This is a genomic window from Bradyrhizobium sp. USDA 4516 (assembly GCF_054055915.1).
Window position 1 is genome coordinate 2,472,814 of sequence record NZ_JBSRXT010000001.1, and the last position, 26,342, is coordinate 2,499,155.

General features: G+C 59.9%; 18 protein-coding genes. 15 read left to right on the top strand and 3 right to left on the bottom strand.

What is annotated here, in order from left to right:
- Window positions 1-317: 317 nt before the first annotated feature.
- From ACVI1L_RS11465 to ACVI1L_RS11485, 5 genes are all read left to right on the top strand, one after another.
- Window positions 318-1,481 (top strand): GNAT family N-acetyltransferase, encoded by a 1,164-nt coding sequence (locus ACVI1L_RS11465; RefSeq protein WP_456782905.1) that lies wholly within the window; start codon window positions 318-320, stop codon window positions 1,479-1,481.
- A gap of 251 nt (window positions 1,482-1,732) precedes the next feature.
- On the top strand, window positions 1,733-2,644 hold the full coding sequence (locus ACVI1L_RS11470) for a 4'-phosphopantetheinyl transferase family protein (protein ID WP_456782906.1): 912 nt from the start codon (window positions 1,733-1,735) through the stop codon (window positions 2,642-2,644).
- 47 nt (window positions 2,645-2,691) lie between these two features.
- Complete coding sequence (locus tag ACVI1L_RS11475; RefSeq protein ID WP_456782907.1) at window positions 2,692-3,732, top strand: thioesterase domain-containing protein; 1,041 nt, start codon at window positions 2,692-2,694, stop codon at window positions 3,730-3,732.
- A 41-nt stretch (window positions 3,733-3,773) separates the two neighbouring features.
- Window positions 3,774-5,786 carry a non-ribosomal peptide synthetase gene (locus ACVI1L_RS11480; protein WP_456782908.1) on the top strand — a complete coding sequence of 671 codons (2,013 nt, stop codon included), beginning with the start codon at window positions 3,774-3,776 and terminating at the stop codon, window positions 5,784-5,786.
- A 119-nt stretch (window positions 5,787-5,905) separates the two neighbouring features.
- Entirely contained in the window at window positions 5,906-7,030 is a 1,125-nt protein-coding gene (locus ACVI1L_RS11485; protein ID WP_456782909.1) for an acyl-CoA dehydrogenase family protein, read from the top strand.
- A 219-nt stretch (window positions 7,031-7,249) separates the two neighbouring features.
- Here ACVI1L_RS11485 and asnB read toward each other — a convergent pair whose 3' ends face one another.
- Window positions 7,250-8,980 carry an asparagine synthase B gene (gene asnB, locus ACVI1L_RS11490; RefSeq protein ID WP_456782910.1) on the bottom strand — a complete coding sequence of 577 codons (1,731 nt, stop codon included), beginning with the start codon at window positions 8,978-8,980 and terminating at the stop codon, window positions 7,250-7,252.
- A gap of 233 nt (window positions 8,981-9,213) precedes the next feature.
- Window positions 9,214-10,593: a polysaccharide biosynthesis/export family protein gene (locus tag ACVI1L_RS11495; RefSeq protein ID WP_456782911.1), complete on the bottom strand. Its 1,380-nt coding sequence runs from the start codon at window positions 10,591-10,593 to the stop codon at window positions 9,214-9,216.
- A gap of 179 nt (window positions 10,594-10,772) precedes the next feature.
- On the opposite strand from ACVI1L_RS11495, the gene ACVI1L_RS11500 reads away from it, so the two are divergent.
- From ACVI1L_RS11500 to ACVI1L_RS11515, 4 genes are all read left to right on the top strand, one after another.
- Entirely contained in the window at window positions 10,773-12,272 is a 1,500-nt protein-coding gene (locus ACVI1L_RS11500; RefSeq protein ID WP_316395478.1) for an undecaprenyl-phosphate glucose phosphotransferase, read from the top strand.
- Between the two features lie 121 nt (window positions 12,273-12,393).
- Window positions 12,394-13,566 (top strand): Wzz/FepE/Etk N-terminal domain-containing protein, encoded by a 1,173-nt coding sequence (locus ACVI1L_RS11505; protein ID WP_456782912.1) that lies wholly within the window; start codon window positions 12,394-12,396, stop codon window positions 13,564-13,566.
- A gap of 390 nt (window positions 13,567-13,956) precedes the next feature.
- Entirely contained in the window at window positions 13,957-15,381 is a 1,425-nt protein-coding gene (locus ACVI1L_RS11510) for an oligosaccharide flippase family protein (protein ID WP_456782913.1), read from the top strand.
- A gap of 17 nt (window positions 15,382-15,398) precedes the next feature.
- Window positions 15,399-16,406, top strand: coding sequence for an FkbM family methyltransferase (locus ACVI1L_RS11515; protein ID WP_229189970.1), 1,008 nt, complete (start codon window positions 15,399-15,401; stop codon window positions 16,404-16,406).
- 113 nt (window positions 16,407-16,519) lie between these two features.
- On the opposite strand, the gene ACVI1L_RS11520 is transcribed toward ACVI1L_RS11515, so the two are convergent.
- Complete coding sequence (locus tag ACVI1L_RS11520) at window positions 16,520-17,533, bottom strand: polysaccharide deacetylase family protein (protein ID WP_229157725.1); 1,014 nt, start codon at window positions 17,531-17,533, stop codon at window positions 16,520-16,522.
- Between the two features lie 335 nt (window positions 17,534-17,868).
- Here ACVI1L_RS11520 and ACVI1L_RS11525 point away from each other — a divergent pair, with 335 nt between their 5' ends.
- From ACVI1L_RS11525 to ACVI1L_RS11550, 6 genes are all read left to right on the top strand, one after another.
- Window positions 17,869-19,089, top strand: a complete 1,221-nt coding sequence (locus ACVI1L_RS11525) for a glycosyltransferase family 4 protein (RefSeq protein ID WP_456782914.1) — start codon at window positions 17,869-17,871, stop codon at window positions 19,087-19,089.
- A gap of 9 nt (window positions 19,090-19,098) precedes the next feature.
- Window positions 19,099-20,232, top strand: coding sequence for a radical SAM protein (locus tag ACVI1L_RS11530; protein ID WP_456782915.1), 1,134 nt, complete (start codon window positions 19,099-19,101; stop codon window positions 20,230-20,232).
- A 17-nt stretch (window positions 20,233-20,249) separates the two neighbouring features.
- Window positions 20,250-21,431, top strand: coding sequence for a glycosyltransferase family 4 protein (locus tag ACVI1L_RS11535; RefSeq protein WP_253588582.1), 1,182 nt, complete (start codon window positions 20,250-20,252; stop codon window positions 21,429-21,431).
- A gap of 93 nt (window positions 21,432-21,524) precedes the next feature.
- Window positions 21,525-22,874, top strand: coding sequence for an O-antigen ligase family protein (locus ACVI1L_RS11540; protein WP_229189966.1), 1,350 nt, complete (start codon window positions 21,525-21,527; stop codon window positions 22,872-22,874).
- A gap of 13 nt (window positions 22,875-22,887) precedes the next feature.
- Window positions 22,888-24,153: a glycoside hydrolase family 5 protein gene (locus tag ACVI1L_RS11545; protein WP_456782916.1), complete on the top strand. Its 1,266-nt coding sequence runs from the start codon at window positions 22,888-22,890 to the stop codon at window positions 24,151-24,153.
- 366 nt (window positions 24,154-24,519) lie between these two features.
- Window positions 24,520-25,962, top strand: coding sequence for a hypothetical protein (locus ACVI1L_RS11550; RefSeq protein ID WP_456782917.1), 1,443 nt, complete (start codon window positions 24,520-24,522; stop codon window positions 25,960-25,962).
- The last annotated feature ends 380 nt before the right edge of the window (window positions 25,963-26,342 follow it).

Consider the following 26,342-nt stretch of genomic DNA (forward strand, 5'->3'; position numbering starts at 1 on the left):
GAAGGCCGGAGCGCGCTGCACCAGCCTCGAACCCGGTCGATCACAGCTTCACCTCGGCACAGTTGCTGCGCTGGCACAAGCAGCTACCGTGGGTAATCAGAAAGGGTCCGCGCCTCGATCGAATTCCGGATATAGTTGCCGTCATCGGCCTCCGCCGAGACAACGGTCAGAGACGCCCAACCAGGACGTGTCTGCCAGAGGGATATCCGCGCGTGACGAGCCATCCATCATCGGATCTTGCGCGAACACTGCAGCTCGATCCTTCGGTATTCCCGTCACATCGCGCATTCAGCCCTCCGGCGTTGGAACGGGAAAGCATGCCTGAGACGGTCACCGATGTCAGCCTGGATGCCCTGGAAAGCATCGCCTGGCTTGAAACCTCATGGAAGGAGCTCGAAGCGCGAGTGACTCACTCGTTCTTCCTGTCCTGGCTCTGGATCGGCACTTGGCTGCGGCATATCCCGGATGGCGCGCGACCGCACGTCCTCGTGGCTCGGTCATCAGGCAAGATCGTTGGCCTGGCGATTATTTGCCGGCGGAGGGCGTGGAGTCTCGGGCCGCATGCGCGGACGCGCTGGCTGCTCAATGAAACGGGAGATACTCGCTTCGACCGATTGTTCATCGAGTACAACGGTATTCTTGCAGAGCAATCCGATGCCATCATATCGGCAGGCCTCAATGCGTTGACGTCCCGCTTGCACCGCTCGGATCAGTTGGTGCTCTCCGGAATTGATCCGGACCTTGAGGCGACGGCCAGTCGCGCCGCAGGCCGGGCCGGGCTCGTGACCGAGGTGAAAAAGGCTGATGCGGCATTGTGGGTTGATTTTGCCCCGGTCCGCCAGCGCGGGGGGGATTATCGCGCCACATTGGGCCGCAGCACACGCCAGGCCGTGAATCGCGCCATGCGGTTGTATGCCGAACGCGGCCCCGTTGAACTCCGGATCATGGAAACGACGACGGAGGCCCTCGCCGCATTCGAATTGCTGGGCGACTTTCATCGGTCGCGATGGGGACGCAGGGGAGCCTTCGCCAATCCCGGCTTCCGTCCGTTTCACGAGGAGCTGATTGCGCGCGGAGTCCCGACGGGGGCCATTCGCATCTCACGGACGCTGGTTGGGAACGAGACAATTGGGGTCGTGTACAATTTCGTGCACGACGGCCGGGTCCTGAACTACCAGAGCGGCTTTCTCTATGAGAGCGATAGCCGGCTCAAGCCCGGGCTCGTCAGCCATGTGCTGGCTATTGAGGACAGCATTGCACGCGGGGAAAGTGGCTACGACTTCCTGGCCGGTGGCGGCGGGCACAAGTCCCATCTGGCCAACAGGGAGCAGGCCATGACGTGGATCGCTGTCGGCAGAGACAGTCCAGAGCGCCACATCGAGGCCAAGCTCCGCAGTGCCAAGCGGATGCTACGGACCATTGCCACGAATCTTCCAAAAAAGACCGCGGCTCTGTATTCCGTATTCGGGGCTGGCTCCTAGTCGATCGGTTTGGGCTCCTTGGCGAGAACCAATGTCCAGGTCAGCGATGTGGCCATGTCGGTGCTTCTCCCCCTCTGACTGCCGGCCGGGGCAGGCTGACGCCTGGACTGCATCCATTGACCGTTTAGCGGTCCGATTCCCCCAGGAATATTCCCCCGCTTGCGCTTTTGGCGGAAGGACGCGGCACTTTGCCACCAGGTCACTCAACTCAAGCAGTCCGATCCGGGGCACCGGACGGGAACTGGCAAAAAATGGGTAATTACGATGGTCCATTGAGCCATGGCGGTGCGCGATTAAAATTTCAATCAGCAGTCCGCTCGAATGCCCATCGCAATACCGTTCGCAACCTACCGGCGGCAATCCGGATCGAGGCTAATAGAAAGCAAGTTGTGATGGCTTTTCGCACAGGTGCCTGTGAACAGAGCGAGTGGGAAAATAGTCGTTCCTTTGACGGGCGAGGCTATCACAAACTTGAACGTGGGGCTCGCGGAGCCGGCACCGCCCCTTTGAGCTTTTTGGACAAAGCAGTTGAGCTGAGACCCGGGGTCATCACGCCGGTTCTCGAGCATGATGGTCTGGAGCTCCTGGCATTCATGCTCCATGTGGAGCAGGACGTCATCCGGGAGCTAAGCGCTTGCCTCAACGAGGAAGAACATCGGCGCGCCGCGGGATTGAGATTGGAGCGCGATCGCCGCCGCTTCATTGTTAGCCGCGGGCAGCTGCGCCAGGTCCTCGCTTCCAGACTGGGAATTTCGCCTTCAGAGATCGAGCTGGAATATGGACGGCTGGGCAAACCCCACCTCTCCCGCCGCATGCCCGCCCGCGACGTGCGCTTCAGCGTCTCGCGATCTGGAGAAGTAGCGGTCATCGCCCTCTCGATCAGGCAAGAGGTCGGCGTGGACATCGAGGCAATCCTCCCTGTGCCCGAAGCGGACGAGATCGCAGCGCTCTGCCTTTCCACCTCCGAATACGAGTCCTACGCCGCCCTCGATCCGGAAGACCGGCTGGAAGGCTTCCTCCAGCGTTGGACCCGGCTGGAGGCTGTCTCCAAGGCGCTGGGGTGTGGCTTGGGACAGCCGATTTCCTGGGATGAAAGGGATTGGGCTGTCCGAAGCTTCGTACCGCAACCTGGATATGTTGGGAGCGTGGTCGTCCGGAAATGAACTGTCATCCGGAGTCGAAGTCACCGCGATGGCGCACGGAACAGGAAATGTCAGCTTCATCGATGAAAAGCCCGATGTCAGCGCACGTGATGCAGTTCTCGGAGCTGCTCGCAGACCTCGCGGTCAAGGACATCAAGGTCTGGGTGGATGGCGACCGGCTGCGCTGCAACGCCCCGGCCGGCGCGCTGACGGCGGAGCTTCGCGATCAGTTGCAGGGGCGGAAGGGCGAGATCATCGCGTTTCTGAACATGGCCACGGCCGCGGCCAAGCAACCGTCTGCAATTGTTCCGTTGCAGTCTCGCGGCACACGCACGCCCATTTACGCCGTACCCGGTCATGTCGGGGCACCGTCCTCATTCCTGGACCTCTCGAAGCACCTGGGCGTCGATCAACCGTTCTACGCCCTCCAACCGCCTGGCTTCGATGGGCAGAGCGAGCCGATGGATCGCGTCGAAGATATCGCCGAGTACTTCGCCCGCCAGATCGTCGAATATCAGCCGACCGGTCCGTACATCATCGTCGGCTATTGCTCGGGCGCTCCAACAGCTTTTGAACTGGCGAGAATCCTGGGACAGCGCGAGTCCGAGGTCTCATGCGTTGCGCTGTTTGGCCCGCTTCACCCCACCACCTATGGGGAATGGCCGCGCCGGCTGTATTTCATTGCCAGGGGCAAGGCGGAATCGTTCCTGCATGAGACAGCGAAGCTGCCGACATTCGGCGCCCGTCTCCGATATTTCGGCAGTCGCCTGCGCGAGCACGTCCGCGCCCTCGTACCCCTCGTTGGCAAGAGCAATGAGCCTGTCGCGACAGACCCGGTATTGGCGAGCAGGGCTCTGCTCAAATCCACGGCGATCGCGGCCTTTCAGCGCTACACTCCCACTCCGTATTCCGGTCGGGTTTGCATCATCCTTCCCAACAAAGCCTGGCTGCGATCGGGCGCCGCGCCACACCGATGGCTACAAGTAGTGCCGCATGCCGAATTTTACTTCGGGCCCGATGACTGCAACGAAGCCTCGATGCTGATGGAACCTGACGCACCTGCCATCGCAGACCTCTATCGCCAGGCTACCCAGAAGCAGAACGATTGACGTGATTTTCTTTTTTGGTTTTCCCGACGGGAGCGTATTTCATGAACGAAGTCCTACCTATCGCGCCGGAGGGCGTAGCGCTTCCCCTGCTGAAGGATTCCGATCATCAGGCGCTGGTTGTCGATTACAACGCCACGGCGGCACGCTATCCGTCGGACAGGACGATCATCGATCTCTTCCGCGACCAGGCGACGCGTAATCCTGACGCCGAAGCGATCCGCTTTGGCGATGCGACGCTGACCTACCGGCAGCTCGACGAACGCTCCAACCAGATGGCCGCGTATTTGAGCTCGATCGGCGTGGGCCCGGGCCGGATTGCCGTTGTCTTCATGGAGCACTCCATTGAAGTCGTCGTTGCGATCCTGGGCGTCCTGAAGTCCGGCGCAGCCTATGTGCCGGTGGATGCGGCAACGCCGAAGGGGCGTATCACAACAATCCTGCAAGACATTTCCAACGGGACCGACGGGCGGGCCCCCGTGGCGATCACCCAGTCGCGCCTGCGTTCGGGCATTGCCTCGAACCTTGCCGACATTTTCGTACTCGACGCCGATCTCGATTCGATCTCGAATCAACCGGCCTCGGCTCGACCGTCCGCTGCCACGCCGGACGGCGCCGCCTATATCATCTTCACCTCCGGCTCGACCGGCGCTCCCAAGGGCGTCGAGATCGAGCACCGAAGCCTGGTGAACTACATCTGGTGGGCCGCCCAGGTGTACAGTTCCGACGAAAGCCTCGCATGGCCCCTTTTCTCATCTCTCGCATTTGACCTGACCGTCACAACGCTCTTTACGCCACTCATCACCGGCGGCCGCATCGTGGTCTATCTTGGCGATCCCGGAGTGCAGAGCATGGTCGTGCTGAAGGTGATCGACGACAATGCAGTGGATATCATCAAGCTGACGCCGGCGCATCTCGCGATGATCCGCGACCGCAATCTAGAGACCACAAGACTGCGCAAATTCATCGTGGGCGGTGAGGACTTCAAGGCCGCGCTGGCGCGCGATATCACCAACGCTATTCCCCATCCTATCGAGATCTACAACGAGTATGGACCAACCGAAGCCACGGTGGGCTGCATGATTCACCGCTTCGATACCGACCGGGATCAATCCGCATCGGTGCCGATCGGCATTCCGGCCGCGAATGCGGGAATCTACGTCCTCAGCAAAGAATATCAGCCCACCGGCCCCGGAATCATCGGTGAGATGTTCATTGCCGGCGACGGTCTCGCGAGAGGCTATTTCAATCGCCCCGATCTGACCGACGAGCGCTTCCGCACGGTCGCCGATCCCCGAGATGGGCGCTCGAAGCTGCGGCTCTATAAAACGGGCGATCTCGCCCGCTGGAACTCGGAAGGACGCCTGGAATTTCTCGGCCGCGCCGATCATCAGGTGAAGGTCGGCGGCACCCGTATCGAGCTCGGCGAGATCGAAGCACGGCTTCTCAAGCACCCGGACGTTCACGAATGCGCCGTCGTCACCTCGATGACGAAAGGAGCGACACAAAAAACGGCCCAAATCGGCCATGGCGAACCGTCGACGCCCGAAGACGGCATCGCACGACTTGTGGCCTACTATGTTGCGTCGAAACCCCTGACCGTGGCGGACCTGCGCGCGCACCTCGCCGAAGAACTGCTGGAGTCCATGATTCCGACGCACTACGTTCGCCTCGAGCGGATGCCGCTCACGCCCAACGGCAAGATCGACCGCTCATCGCTTCCCGAGCCGACGGCGGAAAACATCCAGCCGGCGCAGGTCTTCGCCGCCCCCTCGACAGAGACCGAGAAGGCGCTGGCCGCTCTATGGTGTCAACTCCTGAAGCTCGAGTCGATCGGACGCCACGACAACTTCTTCGAGCTGGGCGGGGAGTCGCTCCTGGTGGTGCGGGCGGTGTCGCGCATGCGAAAGATCTTCGGCGTTGACGTGCAGCTTCGCAACCTCTTTGAGCGGCCGACACTGGCCGAACTGGCGGAAGTCATCGACGGAATGCGCTGGGTGGCCGATTCCAATGCCCCTTCCCTCTCGGAGGGACCGAGAGAGGAGGTCGAACTCTAGCCGGAAGGTCTCCGCCTGGTCTTGGGCGGGACAGGAGCCTTTGAGTCAGGCTCGTAGCAGATCGGATGAAGATGATGGACAAAGCTTGGAAGGCGTCACGAGAGCCGGAGCTGCCCTGGATGGCGGCGGAGTATGAGCTCTTGCGGGACCAGGTCCGCCGGTTCGTCAAGGAGGAAATCAAGCCCTGCGCGGATCACTGGGAAGAGAACGGGTTCATTCCCCGTTCGATCCTGCGCCGCATGGGCGAACTCGGCTTCTTCGGCATCCGCTACCCGGCTGAGTATGGTGGCGCCGAAATGGACTCTGTCGCATCAACGGTCTTCGCCGAGGAGCTCGGGCGCTCGACCTATGGCGGCGCCGCCGACGCGATGCTCGTCCATGCCGACATGGCTTCCTCGTACGTCTTTCACGACGGGACCAAAGCCCAGCGGGCGCGCTGGATGCCGGGCATTATCAGCGGCGAGGTGATCACCGCGATCGCGATCACGGAGCCGGATGCGGGCTCGGACGTGAAAGCCATCCGCACGCGCGCGGTGCGGGACGGCGACTCTTACGTGCTCGACGGCACCAAGCTCTATATCACAAACGGCGTCCACGCGGATCTCTACTGCGTCGCGGCCAAGACTGATCCCTCGGCCGGGAGCAACGGGATCACGATGTTCCTCGTCGAGAAGGGAACGCCAGGCTTCAGCGTCGCGCGCGAGCTGGACAAGCTCGGCTGGCGCTCCTCCGACACGGCGGAACTTGTCTTCGACGGCTGCCGCATCCCCGCCGAGAACGTGCTGGGCGCGGAGGGACAAGGCTTCTACTCCATCATGCGCAACTTGCAGAACGAACGCCTTGTCCTCGCCGCCATGGCGATAGGGATGGCCGAGGCAGCGATCGACATGACCCTCACCTACGTGAAAACCCGCCGGGCATTCGGGGGCGTCCTTTGGGACATGCAGGCGATCCGTCAGCGGCTCGCGATGCTGTCTGCGAAAGTCGAGTCAAGCCGCGGGTTTCTCTATGCCACCGCTTGGCGCATGGCGGCCGATGACGATTGCCTGCGCGAGATCTCGATGTTGAAGGCCATCTGCGGCGAACTCGTCAACGAGGTCGCGTATGATTGCGTGCAGTTCCACGGCGCCATGGGCGTCATGCGCGAGAGCGCGATCGAGCGCGTCGCGCGTGACGCCCGCGTCCTTTCGATCGCCGGCGGCGCGACCGAAGTGATGCTTGAGGTGGTCGCATCGATGTCATGATCCTGACGCGGCGTTGAGGCGTCGCTCTGGCGTTGCTTGCAGAAAGGCCAAGTGCCGGCGCTTCGCGCGGCGGGCCGGGCTTTGAATGGTCTCGGCATCCGGGCCGGGTCGCGGCGACCGACGCAGCATACGGCGCGCCGGATTCACCCACGAAATCGGGCAGGCGTCATTGCCGCCGAAGACGCTGTGTGGAATCCGAAATTCACTTGAAGGACGATTTCACTCCGCCGCTGCAACCCGTCCGCCCGATGGGGCCTTCGAACTGTTGAGGTTTTCAACTGACCGAACATGATCAATGGCCTGAACGTGGATCCCTTTCACTGCCCTTCCGGATGGGTCATTCATGCTCGCAAATTGCTGAGACCAAAGAAACGCGGTCGGCGTGGAGCATGCGATCGAAGGACCGACGGGCACAGTCAGGCAGGCTGTCGGGTTGTTGAAAATGCCATCAAAGATGGTCCTGTAGAAATATCCCTCTTTGGACGTCGGCGTTTGCCGCGGAAAGCGCTTGCTCGCCTCTGCGAGCATCTGATCCGAGACTTTATTCTCGGCTTGATGCTTCAAGCTTTCAATCCAGCTGTACCCTACCCCGTCGGAAAACTGCTCCTTTTGACGCCACAAGATCGCTTGCGGCAACAGATCGGTAAATGCTTCCCGCAATATGCCCTTCTCGATTTTCTCGCCAGGGCACATCTTCTCGGCGGGGTTTATCGACATTGCGTAGTCCAGAAATTCCTTGTCCAGGAAAGGCACACGGGCTTCGACCCCCCACGCCGCCATTGCCTTGTTCGCGCGACAGCAATCATACTTGCTGAGCGCAAAGATCTTTCGGACAGTCTCGTCGTGGAATTCTTCTGCTGACGGCGCCATGTGGAAGTAGAGATAGCCGCCGAATACCTCGTCAGCGCCTTCTCCGGACAACACCATTTTGATGCCCATTGATTTGATTTTGCGCGCCATGAGATACATCGGCGTGCCGGCACGAATGGTGGTGACGTCAAAGGTCTCCAGGTGCCGGATCACGTCCGGCAATGCGTCCAATCCTTCCTGCACGGTAAAAACAATCTCGTGATGGACCGTGCCGATGTGAGCTGCCACGTCTCGCGCATGCTTCATGTCAGGTGAGTTTTCGAGGCCGACCGAGAACGAGTGCAGCCTCGGCCACCATGCCTCTTCGGTTTCTCCCGACTCGATCCGCTTGAAGCGGTGGCGCGCCGCGAGCGCCGCGATAAGCGACGAGTCGAGCCCGCCGGAAATAAGCACCCCGTAAGGCACATCGCACATCATCTGCTGCTTGACCGCAGCTTCGAGCGAAGATCGGAGCTCCTGCAGCGACACCTTCCTGCTTGGAAGAGTATGTGCCCACTGTGGATCATACCACTTGACGAACTTTCCGGCCTTGGCGCTGTAATGATGTCCCGGAGGAAACTCCCGGATCGTCTCGCATACGCCATCGAGGGCTTTCATTTCGCTCGCGACGTAAGTCGTGCCGTCGCTGCCCCATCCGATGTAAAGCGGAACAATGCCAATGTGGTCTCGGGCGACGAAGAAATCGCCACTGCGCTCATCGAAGAGGGCAAATGCAAAGATTCCACTCAGCATATTGCACACGGCAGGGCCGTACTCGTCGTAGAGATACAGGATGATTTCGCAGTCGGACTTCGTTTTCCATGCGTGCGGCAGCTTCAGCGCCGCGCGCAAACCGACATGATTGTAGATCTCTCCGTTCACGGCCAAAGCGCGACCCGCGGTCACGTCGAGAAGGGGTTGAGCGCCGTGCTCCACGTCGACGATGGAAAGGCGCTCGTGCGCGAGCACTGCGCTGTCGCTGGAATAAATGCCGCTCCAGTCTGGCCCGCGGTGCCTGACCGTTTTGGCCATCTCGAGCGCCCGGCCGCGCGCCGTCTCGAGCGATTCTTTAAATCCAAAGATGCCAACGAAGCCGCACAAGGAGGTTGCCCCTTCTGTAAGTTCAGATCGCAGCGAAGCGGAACAGCGGATCGAGAACGGCAAAAGTCACAAAATATTCAAGGTTCAGATCAAGCGGAATTACCCTATGCCTATGCCTAAGCGGCGACACCGTCGCATAGGCTAAAAATATACGGACAAGCGGCATCAAACTCCGTGGCTGCTCGTGTCTTCTCGACGTGCCAATTCCGATCACTCTGCCGCTTCCGGCTTTGTCACCTGCTGTCACTCCGCGAGTCTGCCGCGGTCACGTCGGTCCGGCCTATCACGACCGGAACGTTTGAACTGCTCAGCTTTCGGGGTGCCGCGTCGGGACCATCCTGGTATCGCAGCGAGACCTCGATGGTGTCACCGGGCTGCAACTCGGCATCCTCGTTCACGACAATCCGTTCCGGTCCTTTCTCGCTCTTTCTAATAATAGCAATATCGGGCTTACTGCCGGCTCCCCGTGCGAGCTGCGATCGAACCATCGAAGTGTATTGAAGCTTCTCACCGACGCTCTGCAGTTTCTCGCGAATCTGATTGAGCTTTAAGCTGGTCTCTTGCAGCTCACGGAACAGATCAAGCTTCCGCTGATCGTCGAGCTTTGCCAACCGTCTGGCGTACTCGTCCTGCAATTTCTTGACCTGGAGCAATTGCGCAGAGGTTTGCAGCCTCCGGGTCGCCGACAGCAGAACCGCGCGACGCGCATCCGTCACGCGAGGGCTGATCAACGATCCCTTGCCGAACAAATCGGTCGCTTTCTGAAGGTCCTCGACGTCGGACTGAAGTCCCTCTTCATCTTTCTTTTGCTGCTCCGACAGCACGCGGACCTCGTCGTCTCCCTGCCGAACGCTGCGCTGCAAGTACGCCTTTTCCTGCTGATAGTCGCTCTGCTTCGTCTTCAGGTATTCGGCTTCCGCATTGACGATTTCCGAAACCGCCGACCGGGCTATCGGCAGGTCGGCAAGAGAAGCGCTTGGATTGATCTGCGTCCCTTCCCCGAGCTCGCTCTTGATGCGCCACATACGCGCCTGTTCCTTGGCGAGTTCTGTCCAAAGCGAACCATACTCGCTTCTCAGGTCGGCCGACTCGAGATACGGGTTGTTCATCCTGATATGCATGATGTCGTAGCCACCCGCCATGGCGATGAGCTGGCGCGCGGTGCTCGCCGGACGATAAGGGTACTCTCCCGGCTTCGACACGTCCCCGTTGACGTAAACAGGCCTGTACTCCGCAACGATCGCCGTGACCTGATCTGCATCTATCACGACCACGACCTCGCGGCCGTCCACGGTCCTCTGTCGAAAGACCTTGCTCGTCATTGCGGCCCCGACCTTGGCCCGAATCTCTTGCAACGGCAGGCCGGCGACCGGGACCATCCCGACCAGCGGCAAAGAGATATTGCCATCGACCTGGACGGGCGCGCGCTGCCGCAGCTCCGGCACGCCGGCTACCGCGACCTCCAGAACATCTCCGACGCTCACTCGATATTCGGCTTTCGCCTGCGCGGAAATCGTCAGGCCAACAGCCACCAGGCCCCACCTGACGCAATGGCCTGTTTGACCGCGACGGTTGTCAAGACGGAGGAAATTACGCAGCTTGGCGTGCGGCATGGCGTGCTCGATGGCTCGGTCTCACGGATTGATCGACAATCTAATCCCGCAGCGCCTCGGCTCAACTGACCATCGTAGTTACTCCCGGCTACCCATTTATTGCCAATCCGCCTCCTGACCCGAATGCTATGTTTTTGTCAGGGGGACGGACTGCGTGACGGACTGCTTGGGAGTAACCGGTGAGTTATGCGTTTTTCACCAATTCGCCGGCCCCTACCGAGCGTTCGGCGCATTCGGTCACTGGCCGCAAGGCGATTGCGGCTGACCTTGGCAAGAACAGATTGGCCGCCTTGCTGGTGCTGGCGGCAGGCGCCGAGTTCCTCCTCGTAGCCGTTGGGGCTTTTGCCGCTGCCGTCCTCTATTATCGGCTGGTCCTTGCGCTCGACTATCCGGACACTCCCAAATACATCCTGGAATCTCTTCTGATTGCCACGTTGCAACTGCTCGTATCCGTTGGGCTCCGGCAGTATTCGCGGATCCAGACGCAGCCCCGCCACATCTTCCTATGGAGCGGCGTCAGCGCCGTCTTCTTCGTATTCTCCTTCTTCATCTCAACGATATTTCTTCTCAAGATCTCGGATGGCTACTCGCGCGCGACCGTGATGGCCCAGGCGGCAAGCGTTATCGTCATGGTGCTCTTCGCGCGGGCAATATGCTTCTCGTTGCTGCAGCCTGCCATCGCATCCGGACTGATCGACGCCAGGCGCGTCATCCTCATAGGTGAACCGAGCCACTGCCTGGATTTTTCCGCACGAGTAAGCGCCACCGGAATCCGGACCATTCGCTCGTTCGAGTTGCCGACCTTTCGCAAGGGCTCTTCGGCATCGGAGCACTTCGGGGCGGTCGAAGTGCTATCCCATGTCCGCGAACTGATCGCAGAGTGCCGGCCCCTGCGAGCGGATGACATTGTCATTCTGACTTCGGAGTCGGATGTTCGGGCGGCCCTCGCGCTCGCCGGCGCCCTGTCAGAGCTCCCGGTCGACGTTCACGTCGTCCCGGTCGGTGCAATCGACCTCATGGCCGTGTCGCGCATCACGCAATTCGGCAACATGGTGACGATGCGCATCTTCCAGTCTCCCCTGACGCCGTTCCACCGGGCGATCAAACGAGCCTTCGACATCGCGGCCGCAATTGCCGGACTTGTCATCATCAGTCCCCTCTTCGTCATCATTCCAATCGCAATCAAGCTCGATTCCCCCGGGCCGGTGCTATTTCGTCAGACGCGGCACGGCTACAACAACGAGACTATTCGCGTGTTGAAATTCAGATCGATGACCGTGACGGAGGACGGCGACAATTTCAAGCAGGTGACCAGACACGATCCACGCGTGACCCGGTTGGGACGCTTCATGCGCCACACCAATATCGATGAGCTTCCACAGCTCTTCAACGTGCTGGTCGGCGATATGTCACTCGTCGGGCCTCGTCCGCACGCGACCTCGCAGAACGAGAGCTTCGCCCGGATGATTTCGTCATTTTCCCGCCGCCACAACGTCAAGCCCGGCATTACCGGCTGGGCACAGGTCAACGGCTATCGTGGCGAAACCGACACCCTGGAGAAAATGCAACGTCGTGTCGAGCATGACCTGTATTACATCGACAATTGGTCATTCCTTCTCGATCTCAAGATCATCGTCATGACCCTCTTCTCCAGAAAGGTCTATTGGAATGCCTTCTAGCGCGATGACGATTGCTGCATGCAGTCTGTACAGCAAGATCGCAAGGGCATTGCAGTCGATCCCGTTCCCGTTTGATCGGCGGAGGCTTCGGTAGGCCACCAGTAACTGCAGGTTCGAGACAATGCTGCAAACTCACAGAACTGACAATTCGGCACCTCAGGACGCGATGCCGCCTGAATTTGGCTCGCCGGCCGAATTCGTGGCGGAGGTTCTCGCCTTCTTGCGCCGCCGCCTCTCGATCATACTGCTGACGTGTTCCTTGATGTTTGGCGCCGGCTTGCTCTATCTCGTTGTCGCAGTTCCGACGTTTACGGCAACCGCGCAACTCATCGTCGACGCCAAGACGACTTCTTCCAACGACACGGCGTCGGCAACGACGGCCGTCGAAAGTCAGGTCGCAATCTTGAAGTCGGAGAGCGTCGCTCGCGCAGCGATCGCGAAGCTCGGTTTGGCAGGAGACCGGGAATTCTCCGGCGGCGCCCTGCACCACCTCAGTCGGTCGACATCCCGGCTGCTCGGCTGGAGCAGGCAGGACACGGACGTCGTCACGCGTGATGCGATGGAAGCATTCGCGCGCAAGCTCTCGGTGAAGCGCGCCGGTCTCACCTACATAGTCGATCTCGCCTTCAGCTCCGCCGACCCCGATCGGGCCGCGCAGGTCCTGGACACCGTCGTAGAGACCTACATCACGACGCAAATGGACGCGAAATACAAATGGGGTCTGCAAAACGAGAAATGGGTCAAGGAACGTGTCAACGAATTGAGCAACCAGGCGTCGACTGCCAAAAAGGCCGTAGCGGATTACAACAGGCCCAGGAATGGCATCGCGGCTCCTGCGAACACCACCGGGGCAGGTCCACCCTCGTCGCAGTCGACCGGAACGGCGCAAGACGAACTCCGCGAACTGGAAGCCACGGCGGACGCCGCCACCAGAACGTATGACAATTTCCTGCGGATGTTGCGCTACATGGACGCCATGCAGCAGCAATCCGCGCCGGTGTTCGAGGCTCGTCTGCTCACCGGAGTGTCTCATCCCTACACGGCCAGTTCGCCAAACGCCCGTTTGATACTTGGATCAGCGATCCTCGGCGGCATGCTACTGGGGATTGGAATAGGATTGCTGCGCGACAGGTCGGACCGGGAACGCGCGCCCGCGCGCAGGTCTGCAGCCACCGCATCCGGAGGAACTGCAGTCGTCCAGGGACTCAAGGCGAACGGCGTGAAGCCCCATTTCGATGGTTCGTTCAAGGTCGAGAAACAACACACCTACAAGGAGGCCAATCCTGACTTATAGTCGCATGAATTGGCTCCCGATCGCGATACCGCAAGCTCGATTGAAACGCCCCGTACATCACCCGTCGAACAATGCTCGTCGGCGAACCGCCTTCATCGCGACGAAGGCAGCATGTTTCTCGTTACGGCCACCGGAGTGGGTAATCCAGAAGGGCCGGACGCTCTCCGCAGCCGTGGGGTTATATTCGACCCTGCGACAATGTGCCGATTTGACAATGTGTAACATTTGAACGCTCAGCCTCCGCGCAGTCCGCTCCTCCGCCCACGAGGTGCGCCGAACCGGGAATTCCGGGCAAGAGCTCGATCACAATTACTGGGCGCCGCGTGGCGCCCACCAACGTTGGCTTGAGCAATGACGAGCTTTACTCGACCGTCCGGCGGACCGGCGACCATGTTCAGCAATGTCTTCCGGCAGTCATGGCTGGCCTTGGCATACCGATGCTCGGGCGCCGTCGTCTCCCTCCTCTTCGGCGTAAGTTTTGCGCGGATGATGAACATAGAGGAATACGGTGCGCTCATGTCGTTGATGACGTTCGCGCTCGTCGCCTCGACGGTCGGCCTCATCGGTCAGCAATTTCGCGTGTTGCGGGAAATACCAAGCATCGCCGCCCGGAAAAACTACCCGGAGATCGGCTCGATTGTCGCGAAGCGGGTTCGCGTGGCATGTCTGGGCAGCGTTGCCGTGGCCGTACTCGCCCTCCTTCCGTTCGTCGCCGCTCACGGCCGCGACGGAATATTCGGAGGCTGGCAATATGCCACGAGCGTGCTCCTGATATTGCCGTTGTCCTTGATCGAAATGCAGAGCTCGCTGGGGCGCGCGCTCGGCTCCGTCAATCTCGCACTCGTGTCGAAGGATGTGCTGTGGAGATTTCTCATCATATTGTTGGGCGCCGTTCTCTTCGCGACGTCTGGCAATCCGCTGCCGGCTGAAGACGTTCTGCTGATTGCGACTGGAATCCTGATCGTGTTGATCGCCGCCCAGAACATCTACCTGCGGCATCTCGCGGAGGGGTGTAAGGTATTCACCATGGCGGTGGGGCGATCGAATGACCGGCTTCGCGACATCGTGTCCACTTCGGGACCGTTCTGGGTAACCAGCGTCACGAGCATCATGGGCGGCACAGTCGACCTCGTCGTCATCTCGGTCATGGTCGGCCCGGAAGCCGGAGGATATTACTACGCTGCCAGCCGGATCGCGCTCCTTCTTGATTTCTTCCTGGCGACCTTTTGTATTCCCGCGGCGCCCCTCATCGCACGTCTGTTCGATGAGAATCGTCATGCGGAAATCACGCGCGTCACGTCGGGAGCGTCATTGGCTGCGTTTGTCGCTGTGCTCGGCTGCGTTGCGACGTTGGCGCTTGGTGGCGACCTCGCGTTGATGGCGTTCGGAGCGACTTTCACCCGCGCCTACGGCGTCCTGATGGTCCTGGCAACCGGCATGCTGGTGTCGACATATTTCGGGATCGGCCCCATCGCCCTGAATATGACAGGCCATCAGCGCGCCGCGATGCACATCGTGGTGATCACTTGGGTGTCGGGAATCCTAGCCATGGTCGGCGCGACTTGGGCCTTCGGGACGATAGGAGCAGCGGTTGCTGGCTCCTGCGCGGGCATCGCGACCAGGGTGTGGACTGCGGCCTACATTTATTCGGCGGAAGGGATCGATATCACCGCCACCACGGCGCTCCGCGCGTTGGTTAGGCGCGCAACGAGCCGAGGAGTATCCGAACCGCGTAGCGAGGCAATACGGCCAGAAGCCAGCGGCACCATTCTTGACCTGCAGCCTGCTCGCGGCAGTCGGGACACACGTACATGAATTGGGGAGATAGTTGAATGCGTTCGCTGTCATCCGAGGACGCGACTGCTGCAATTGGATTTACGCGCGGGAGGCGGTACCTGATGGGCCGGTCTACATTCGATTACGAGGTGTCAGGAAGCCGGCTTTCCATGGGGCTGGTGAGGCTTCTGCACACCGTTGTTGCGCGGAGTACCGGGCGCGGTATGGGACTTGCCATGCGGGCGGTCAAGCCGCTTCTGCATTCCCAGTTGTCTTGCGTCCATTTCGCCGACGGTAGCCGCTTGTACTTCGAGCTGAACGACGTCTATTGGAATGCGTTCTTCATCGGCCAGCCCGGCATGACCTACGAGCCGGACATAGCGACGCTTCTGCTGCGGCTGAAGGATACCGACTATACGTTCTTCGATTGCGGTGCAAACATCGGATACTGGTCCGTTCTCGTCACGTCGGAAATGCTGGGTCGCAAGCGCGCGATTGCCGTCGAGGCTTCACGGGAGACGCTTGCAATTCTCGAGCAGAACCGTGACGCGAATGATCAGCGCTTCGAGATCTGCCGAAGGGCATTGTTCGAGTACGACGGGCGCAGCCTGTTCTTCTCCGACGACGGACCTCATTCGGCCCGGCACATCGTAACGTCGCAGAGCAGCCGTCCGTCACACACCGAACCCGTCATGTCGATAACGATCGATGCGTTGGCAAGGGACCAGCAGCTGACCGACAGCGATCGGCTCGTCATCAAGCTCGACGTCGAGGGCCAGGAGGTTGCGGCCCTGAAGGGCGCTCGGCAGGCTCTGAAGCGCGACACGCTGATCATCTACGAAGATCATGGCCAGGATCGCAGCCACGCGACCACGAGGTATGTGTTCGAGGCACTTGGACTTCCGGTGTTTGCTCTTGCTGCAGACGGATCAATCACGAAGGTCAGTGACCTCGGCACACTGGATCGCCTGAAGGTGAACCCCAAAATCGGCTACAATTTCGCGACCTGCCCACCCGGATCCGGCTTCCACCGCTGGATATCAGGAATCGCCAGTCAGGCCTGATCGTGTCGGGCGCCGATCCTGGGCGCGAGATCGCCGGCGGCTCAACCTAGTTCGCGCGCCCGAGCCAGAATTCGCGTGCACTCAACTCTTCGACGCGATCGGAATGCACGATATCAGTCGCCGCGACCGAACAGCATCTGGACCGCCGACTGGACGCCATTCATTCGCCCCTCGAACGGAATTCTCCCGTCGGAAGGACCTCCGACCGCGATGCGGGGGAGCCCAAAAGGATTCAGCTTCCGATCAGATATCTGTCCATGCCGGGTTGTGACTGCGGTCGAAAAACCGACCTCCACCGCGAGATGTTGTTCTCGATCACCGCATGCCCTGGAGTTGCCGTAGGGAAAAGCGACGTGCCGAACCGGGCGCTGAAGCAGTCTCTCCAGATAGGTGCGATTACCCGCCATTTCGGCGCGCGCTGAAGCTGCATTCAGGTACGCGAGCGCTGGATGCGATTCCGTATGCCCGCCAATCGTAGCCAGGGGGTGTCGTGCCAGGAGCTGAAGCTCCCGCTCGTTGATGAAATAGGCGTCGTTCAAGGCCTCCAGCGACAGATCGGCCTTGCTGAACGTAGGGGCGAGCATCTCGACTCGTTGGTAATCTTCATGGACCCAGTTGCTCACCTTCTCCAGGGCCGATGCTTTCTCGTCAAAATCGCGACAGCTGAATCGCATGTTCATTGCGTCGATCGCAAGACTGTCTCTCGAGCGAAACAGGTCGCGCAAGCCCAGCCACCACGGTTGCAGCGTTCGCTTCACCGCACCCGTTGGAACATATACGGTGAAGGGCGCGTTATTTCGCTCAAGGATCGGCAATGCCGTCGTGACGTTGTCCTTGTAGCCGTCGTCGAAGGTAAGCACCGCATAGCGGCGGGGTTCAGGATCCACCGCCAGCCGCTCGAGACAAGCATCGAGACTGACAATCTCCCATCCCTGCTGGCGCAGCCACTTCAGGGTGTATTCAAAGAAATCAGGCGATGCACCGGTCTTCAGCTCCGAGCGCCAATCCGGCTGAATCTCGTGGAACATCAGGATAGTGGCCCTGCCGGCAAATGCCATGCGCAAAGCAGGCGCAAGTCCCGCCCAACTTGCCGCATGGAATATCGTTCGGCTGAGTAGTCGCTTCACGCGAAATCACCACCGGACAGGTTGATTGCGCGCAAGCCGACCAAGCGTCGTCGGTGCTCATGTGATTGCGTGCGCGATCTGCCCATGCTCATCTCAAATAGCCCTCGTGAACACAGCAGTGTTTCCGATGGGAAACACCCCTCCATTTATCGACAAACCGCGCCGCTCTGGCAACCACGGCGCTGGTACTCACTACTGGGTACCCCAGATTTCATCGCCTCCACTCTGAATGCGCCGCCTGCATCGAACTGCTTTCACGGTAGCTTTTCGTCAGACACAGAGTGCACCGGCCACTGGTGATGCCGGCCTTCGTGATGCGCGTGTCGAGGGCCTCAATGAAAGTACTGCTCGCCAATAAGTTTCTGTTCAACAACGGTGGCGCAGAGGCAGTGCTGCTTCAGGAGAGAATGTTCCTGACGAGCAGCGGGGCGGACGTCATTGACTTCGCGATGCAGCACGAGCGGAACATCGAATCCCGCTATGCAAATCACTTCGTGTCTCGCCAGGAATACCGGACCGGCGGCCATCTCGCCAAGATCAAGAGCGCGCTGTCATTGATTCACTCACGCGAAGCCGTGAGCAAACTCGCATCCCTGATCGAGGAGACTCGGCCAGACCTGATGCATTGCCACAACATCTATCATCAGCTGACCCCGTCGATTGTCGGCGTCGCCAAGTCGCGCGGGATTCCGGTCGTGCTCACACTGCACGATTCGAAGCCCGTGTGTCCGGTGCACACCCGCATGCGAGAGGACCAATTGTGTTCATCGTGTCTCTCAGGCGATTTCCATCACGTGCTGATGCACCGTTGCGCTGACGGCTCGATCGCACAGAGCGCCACGCTTTACATGGAAGCGGTCATTCAGCGCTGGTTTGGCAGCTACGAGAAGGTGGATCGCTTCCTCGCGCCGAGCCAGTTCATGCGGGAGTCGGTGTTGCCTCGGTTCGCCGCGGACCGGGTACAGGTGCTCTACAACGGCGTGGATGTCAGCGGCATTTTGGCGAGCGATCGGGACAAGGGATACGTGCTTTATTGCGGCCGGCTCGCGCCGGGAAAAGGTGCGGAGACGCTGTTGCGCGCCCACGAAGCAGCGGACTGCCGGTGGCCTCTCGTCATCGCAGGCTCCGGCCCGCTGGCGGATAGTTTGAAGACGCAATTCACCCGGAATGTGCGTTTCGCGGGCCAGCTATCCGGCGAGACTTTAAACGAGACGATCGCCGAGGCTTCCGTGGTGGTTGTGCCTTCGGAGTGGTGCGAGAACTGTCCGATGTCGGTGCTGGAGGCGATGGCCTATGGCAAGGCGGTCATAGCGACCCGCGTCGGCGGCATTCCGGAGCTCGTGGACGATCAAGTGACGGGGCTTTTGTTTGAGCCCGGCAATACGGACGAGCTTCGTCAGCACGTCGACTGCCTGATGAACGACGCCTCACGCCGTGCAGGCATGGGAGCAGCAGGAAGAAGTCGCGTCGAAGCGGACTTCTCCCTCGAGAAGCATAACACCGAGCTGATGGCCGTCTACCGATCACTGGTGAGCGAGCGGCATTCATCGCATTGAGGATTGCAAATGGACCTCACCGTAATCTCCACGTTTCGTTGCAACTCGAGATGCCAGATGTGTTACATCTGGAAGAATCCGACCGATCCAAAGGAAGAGGTCACGCTCGAGACCCTGGCGAAACTTCCTGCGGGGTTCGATAATCTCAATATCTCCGGCGGAGAGCCGACCCTGCGGAAGGATCTGGCCGAGATGGTGGACCTGCTCCACCCAAAGGCCCGGATCATAGAGATCAGCTCGAACGGCCTGCATCCCGAGCGTCTCCTGCCCATCGTCAAGAAGCACCCGAAGGTCAAGGTTCGTTTCAGCCTCGAGGGTGACGCGACCACCAGCGACTGCATCCGCGGCGAGAAGGACGGCTACGCCACGAAGGTCTCCGGACTTCGCATGCTGCAGGAGGCAGGTGGGCAAGACCTGGGATTCGCTTTCGTCATCCAGGATGAGAATGTGGCGCAGCTCGTTCGAACCTATGAACTGGCGCGTTCGATGGGGTTCGAACTTGCGACATCGACGCTGCACAACGCGTGGCAATTCTACAAGAACGACAATTATTTCTATGAACGCGTCGCGGTGGCCCGGCAAGTCGAAGGGCTTATCACTGCGATGCTCAAGAGCAACAAGCCGAAGAACTGGTTTCGCGCCTACCTGAATCTGGGCTTGATCGAAAAGATCCTCGGCCACCCACGGTTGATCCGCTGCAGCGCGGGGACGGATTTCGCATTCATCGACCCATGGTCCGATGTGTGGGCCTGCAACGTGCGGTCGGACCTGCCGCTCGGTAATTTGGCGCGCCAGTCCTGGAGCGAGATCATGGCCAGTGACACGGCCAAGAACTCCGTCGCCAAGGTTCACGCTTGCCAACAGAACTGCTGGATGGTGACGACCGCGCGCACGGCAATGCGGTCAACGCTGATTCCGCAGGCACCGAAGATGGGGCCGCTCATCTGGGTGCTGAAGAACAAGCTGAAGGTCGAGCTCGGCCGACCGATCTGTTTCGATCAATACATTGATTATTCCAATGTCGCGCCTACTCCGCGCGTCCAGCGAACGTCATTCCTCAACGAAAAGCAAAAGGCACGGTTGGTGCGCGGGAGAGATACGGCCGACGCCCGATATCCACTCAAGGAATTCATCAATAACTAATTCGACAGGAGGGTGCAGTGAGTGCGGATCATCTGGTACTGCGGGTGATCATGCTTGGCTTGCGTGGATTTCCCAATGTGCAGGGAGGAGTGGAAGTTCACGCGGAGCACCTGTGCCCCCATCTCAAGGAACTGGGCTGCGATGTCGAGGTAATCGTTCGCTCCTCCTATATGCCGCCTGATCGCGGCGACGAGTGGCACGGCGTACGCTACCAGCGGGTATGGTGTCCGAAGACCTCGGGTCTTGAGACAATCGTCCATTCGTTCCTCGGGGTGCTTGTCGCTGCATGGCAGCGGCCGGACGTGCTGCACATCCAGGCCATCGGACCGGCCCTGATGGCGCCACTCGCGCGATTGCTGGGACTGCATGTTGTGGTGACGCACCACGGCCCGGATTACGAACGGGAGAAATGGGGCCGATTGGCCAGGATGGCCCTGCGCGCCGGCGAGGCCTGGGGCATGCGATTTTCCGACGGCCGCATCGTCATCTCCCAGACCATCCGAAAGCTGGTGCGGGAAAAGTACGGCCTGAATTCGGACCTCATTCCAAACGGCGTCACCTTGCCCGACGTGCCGAAAAGCACCTCGGTGCTGGACAAGCTTGGGCTTACGCCGGGACGATACGTGTTGATGGTGGGCAGGCTGGTGCCGGAGAAGCGGCACACCGACCTGATTCAGGCCTTTGCCGATGCCAGGCTCACCGGATGGAAGCTCGTGTTCGTCGGCGCCTCCGAGCATCCAGACGCCTATACCGAGATGCTTGCGGCACGCGCTGGGGCGACTGCTGGGGTCATCATGGCGGGCTTCCAGTGCGGGCTCGCACTGCGGGAGCTATACGCCCACGCAGGCATTTTCGTTTTGCCATCCTCGCACGAAGGCTTGCCGATCGCGCTGCTGGAAGCTCTGAGCTTCGGTTTGCCCGTGGTGGCCAGTGACATTCCTGCTCACCTGGAGATCGGATTGAATGACGCGCACTATTTTCATGTGGGAGATGTATCAGCGCTCGCGGATCGCCTGGCATCGTTTGCACACAGTCCGTGGCCGTTGGAGTTGCGCGAGAAGACACGCAACTGGTTGGCCGAACGGGAAGACTGGCGCTCGATCGCAGAGCGCACTCTCGGATGCTATCGCAGGGCGATTGAACCTCGTCGAGGCGGTCCTCATGCGCGGTCCCGGACGGCGCCGCCCAGCACCGCCTAGCGAGCTGCGCACGCGGCGCATCGGCCAACGCGCGATTCCCGTCCCGCAGTTGAGGTATCGCCTCAAACCGATCGAACCAAAGCGACGTTCAAGATGAATATGCTTTTGCTGTATTTCCTCATCTATACGTTCTTTCGATCGATCTCCAACGGCCTCGACCGTCTGTCCGGGACGAGCTTTTCCATGATCCTGTCGCTCACCGTCATCGGGATCGGTGTTGTGGCCGCCTGGCATGCGCGACATGTCAGGATACATAAAAGACTGTTCGTGCTCTTGATAGCCATGTCCGTCTTTGTTGCCGCTTGCATCCTGTCTTTTGTCACCAATGGCTTCGGAGCCGGCAAGATCGTCAACCAGTATGCCGCCTTGTACGAGATGTTCAGGTACGTGCACCTGATCATGTTCGTCACACTACTTGCTGCCCTTTATCGTCATCCGGATTTTTGCCCGCGCCTCCATCGTGTTTATATGTGGCTGTTGTTCATCATTTCCGCGGTGGGGCTCGGTCAATACCTGACCGGTCATGCAGAGCTCGTCACGCAATACGACAAGTTTGAACGGGTGGCGGGTCTTTCTTCGCACCCCGTACCCTACAGCCTGGAGATCGTGCTGACCTTTTTCGTTTGCGAGCTGTCGCGACGGAAAATGCGCCTTCCCATTCAGCACTTTCACCTCGCGGTGTACTTGCTGTTTGTTGTTGCCCTGGTCCTTTCTGCTTCAAGGACCGGCGTCGCGCTGCTCGGGGTGGCCCTCAGCGTATACCTCTTCATCCAGAGGCCTCGCCTCCTTCCCGCGTTCGCGGCAGCATTCGCGATCCTCCTATGGCTGTCTCCATTTGGAGAGTTGTTTTCGGACCTGAAGACCGTTCCGGACTACATCATGAACGGCGAATATGTGGTGTGGGACTGGCAAACCGCGGTGACCTCGGTCCATTGGCGCATTCACCACTGGTACTATCTGTCCACGCTTGGGTTGGAACGAGCATGGATCGGATATGGCCCCGGTCAAACCCCGATCTACAGTCCGTTCCTTCTGCAGGCACACAATCAGTTCGTGGAGATATTCTTCGATACGGGCATGGTAGGCCTGATCTCCTTTGCCGCGTTTTGGTTCAGCCTTCCACTGGCTGCAATGTCCGACCGGCGACGGATCATCAACACATTCGGAAAGAAATCAGCGGAAGCCGGAATTCTGCATTTCTGGGTTGCCATCTTTGTCGGCGTGACGCTGGTTGCATTACTCGATCAAAGCTTCAACCGGGAAACAGTGGCGTTCTCGCATTTGATCGTCACCGTTTTCATAATCCTGTCTCAGCCGGAAGCGGTCACCGCGCGAAACCCCGGATGGTCCTTCCGCCAGCTTTTGATGACCGCCGGTTCGCCGGCCAGCGCAGCATTTGGAGAACGTAACCTTGCAGTCGCGGAAGAACGGCGTTCCACCTAGATCTCGACCTGGATTGAGCCGGCGTCACGCACTTCGGGCCGCCGCCTGCGCGGCTGCGTACGGCGTGACGCGATCGCCGGTCTTCGGACAGCCAACCGCCGCGCCGTCCCTTGATCGCCAGTCGGACGTCGCGTTCACGTCGTCGCACGACCGCCTGCGCGGCATAAACATCCAGCAGCCTTTCGCGCATTGGCAGAAAGGTGAGCCCTGGAACATCCGCAGGGGCTGGGACAGCTGGATGCCGAAACAGCGGCTCGAAAGAATCGCTGCCAGCGGAGTCGACTTCCTGCGCATCTGTGTCGATCCAGCGCCGCTACTCGCTGTCGAGACCAAGGCCGATTTGACCTCAGGCATCGAAACTGTCCTTCGATCGGTCGACGCCGTCCTTCAGGCCGGCATGAAGGTGTTATTCGACGTTCACGTCAGTACGGAGCACGAGGACTGGAACATTCAGACGTTGACCGATGGACTCGCAGGCCCGCATTTCCTGCGTCTTGTCGAAGTCGAGACGAGCATCGCAGCGGCATTGCAGACGAGATATGAGCCCAAGTCGGTCGCGTTGGAGCTGTTCAATGAACCGCCGCCGCCGTCGGATTTCAGCTCCAAGACGGCTTGGGCGGAACAGCTCAAACATCTTTACGACGCAGTACGATCAGCCGCTCCGAAACACACGCTGCTACTTTCAGGAATGAATTACGCGAGCATCGATGGTCTGCTCTCGATCGACGTAAAGGCCTTCGACGCGAATACGATATTCGTTTTTCACTACTACGAGCCGTTCATATTCACTCTTCAGGGCGTCAATCTATCCTATAGCAAATATTTGCATCGCCTCCAGTTTCCCCCGCAACCCGGCGACCGCGCTCGGGCGATCGAGCGAGCGATAGGTCTGTTGAAATCGGATGAGCAAACCTCCGTGTTGCGAAAGGAGTACCTTGTCCAGCAGCTGATGAGCGGCGCCGATCAATATTTCAATGTCCCTCAGGATATCGAGTTCATCCGTCGCAGAGTGGGCGAGGTCGCCGCTTGGTCCGACCAGAACAAGGTCGATCGCAAGCGCATCATGTGCGGTGAGTTCGGATGTTTTGGCGACTTCGCCGGTCGCACCGGTGCCGCGTTATCGGATCGGGCGATGTGGTTGCAGTCGGTGCGTCAAGCCGTCGAGGACAACGGATTTGGCTGGTGCGTTCACGACCTTGATGAGTCGTTTCGCATCACCAGCGACAACGGCGCATTTATCCCAGAGCTCTTGGCAGCGCTCGGTCTGCGCAAGCCATGAGACCGTAGGCTGAGCCAGGCGAAGCCGACGCGACGTTGCAGAAATCAAATATGGCGTGAAACCGACCACCGCGGCAAATGTCAGCGGAAAATCGCCCATGTGGAGTAAATGCCGGTCAGGTATACGTGTGTATAAATCACACTTTGAAAGTTTTTTTGCCATTTTTGATTATTAACCAACCGGCTCAGCAGTCGGGGGGGCCAACTTCCAAAAAACCCACTGCTTGAAATCTCCTCGCGGTTCGAGGCTGCAAGTCATTGGAATCTGTTCGCGACTGAAGTCGCGAGCATGCAATCTGTCGCACATCCCTGATGCGCGGCAGCGGAATTCCTCGTCCTTAAATCTGGTCTGCAATGGAGAACTAAAGTGGCGCTGACCGATGTCACCTATCAAAATACGCCTGGCAACAGCGAAGGGTTTCCGCTTGGCGTTCCCACAAGCTATTCCTGGTACGGCGGGAGCACCGGCCATACAGGTAGCACCCCGCCCTCCAATTTCACCGCCGTCACAGGGTGGGGACAGGTCTATCCCCAATCCGGGGCAAGCAACGATTCTAATCCGGCCAACGTCCAGATCGCGAACTTCCAGACGTGGGTGCATCTGAAAACTGGCGGCTGGTCTCTCGTGCAAGATCAGGCGACGGACCCGATCGCCGGATCTCAGTTTCTCGCTGACTTTTCCGGAAACACGAACTCTGCCTGGAGCGTGACAAGGCAGGCGGACGGCAGCGCGATGGGCGCTGCGCCCCTCAGCGGATACAACGACCATTTCTGGCCGGGCTCGCGCGGCACCTATTCTGCCGGAACGGTCGATGGCGTCTATGTCCAGGCCGATATGAGGACCACTGATCCGAACGAGCATCTCGTTGCCGATCTGGGAGCTGATTGGTGGTCGAACTCGACGGCCGCATACGTCGATGGCTTCTCCAACAATCCCGGTGCCGGGATGAGCGATTGGGTCGCACTGACGACGAACTACAAGACCCTTTACTTCACCTCGATGACTTCTGCGCAGTTGCAGGCCGATCTGCCGCCTCCGCTGAAGGGCACCTCTTCGCCGACGACGCCCACGACACCGACGACGCCGACGACGCCGACCGATCCCACGATACCGGCGCAGCCGACGACGCCGACCGACCCCACGACGCCGACAACCCCCACGACTCCAAGCGTGACCGCACCGGTGCTCGACGTCGCGGACAAGTCGCTCTGGGTGGCCGGCAGAGGCGGTCAGGTCGACCTGGGGACGACCATTACGACGACCGACCCCAACGATAACCTCACCCTCAGTATCATGGGATTGCCGCGATACGAGACGATCACGACCGGCGACGGCACGACGCTCAGGGGCAACAACATCACCCTGACGTCCGCGCAGGTCGACAGCGGACTGACGCTGACATCGTACTACAGGGGCAATGCTCATCCGGTCGCGAACCTCACGCTGACCGCGAGCGCTATGGATCCGACCACCGGCGCTGTGATGTCGTCGGACCCGCAGACGATCCGCGTGACGGATCCCCGGCCGTCCAGCTGGACTGGCGGAAACGCAGGGAGCTGGGCAAACCACGGCTTTGCGCAGTTGCAGCAGCAGATGGGCGACACCAGCACCCTGGCGAACACAGCATCGCAGACGACCGGTGGGGCCGATCAAGGCGCGCGAGCGTCCCAGGCAAGCCAGGGCTTTGCGCTGCTGAACCAGTATCTGGCCGGCAGCTCCGGTCGGGTCGACGCTGGTCAGATCGCGGCGGCCATGTCGAATGCGAACAGCTGGACGCACAACTCGTTCCTGAGCAAACCTCAGGGTTGATCCGGCTACTGCACCCGGGGGCTCTGCGCCCGGGTGCAGTACCATCAACGTGTTGGGAATTGGAAACGGGCGGTCGATCGCGGACGGTAACGGCGAAGGGACTGCCACGCGCGGGTCCTGGTCTCGGTTGGCTTCATCGCTCGCATCTGTTTCCAAGCGATCAAAATGCGTGCTGGCGCAACAGCTTCGGGTATGCGGCAAATTTGCGCGCAACATAACGGTGCAAAAATCAAGATTTGAAACTTTTTTCGCCATTTTTGCGCATTAACGAACCGGTTCAGCAGTCGGGGGGCAGGTCTAAAATCCCACTGCTTTGAAATCCCCTCGCGGTTCGAGGCCCTAGTGCTTTGATGTTGCTTGCGCCTTTTTGGCTGCGAGCA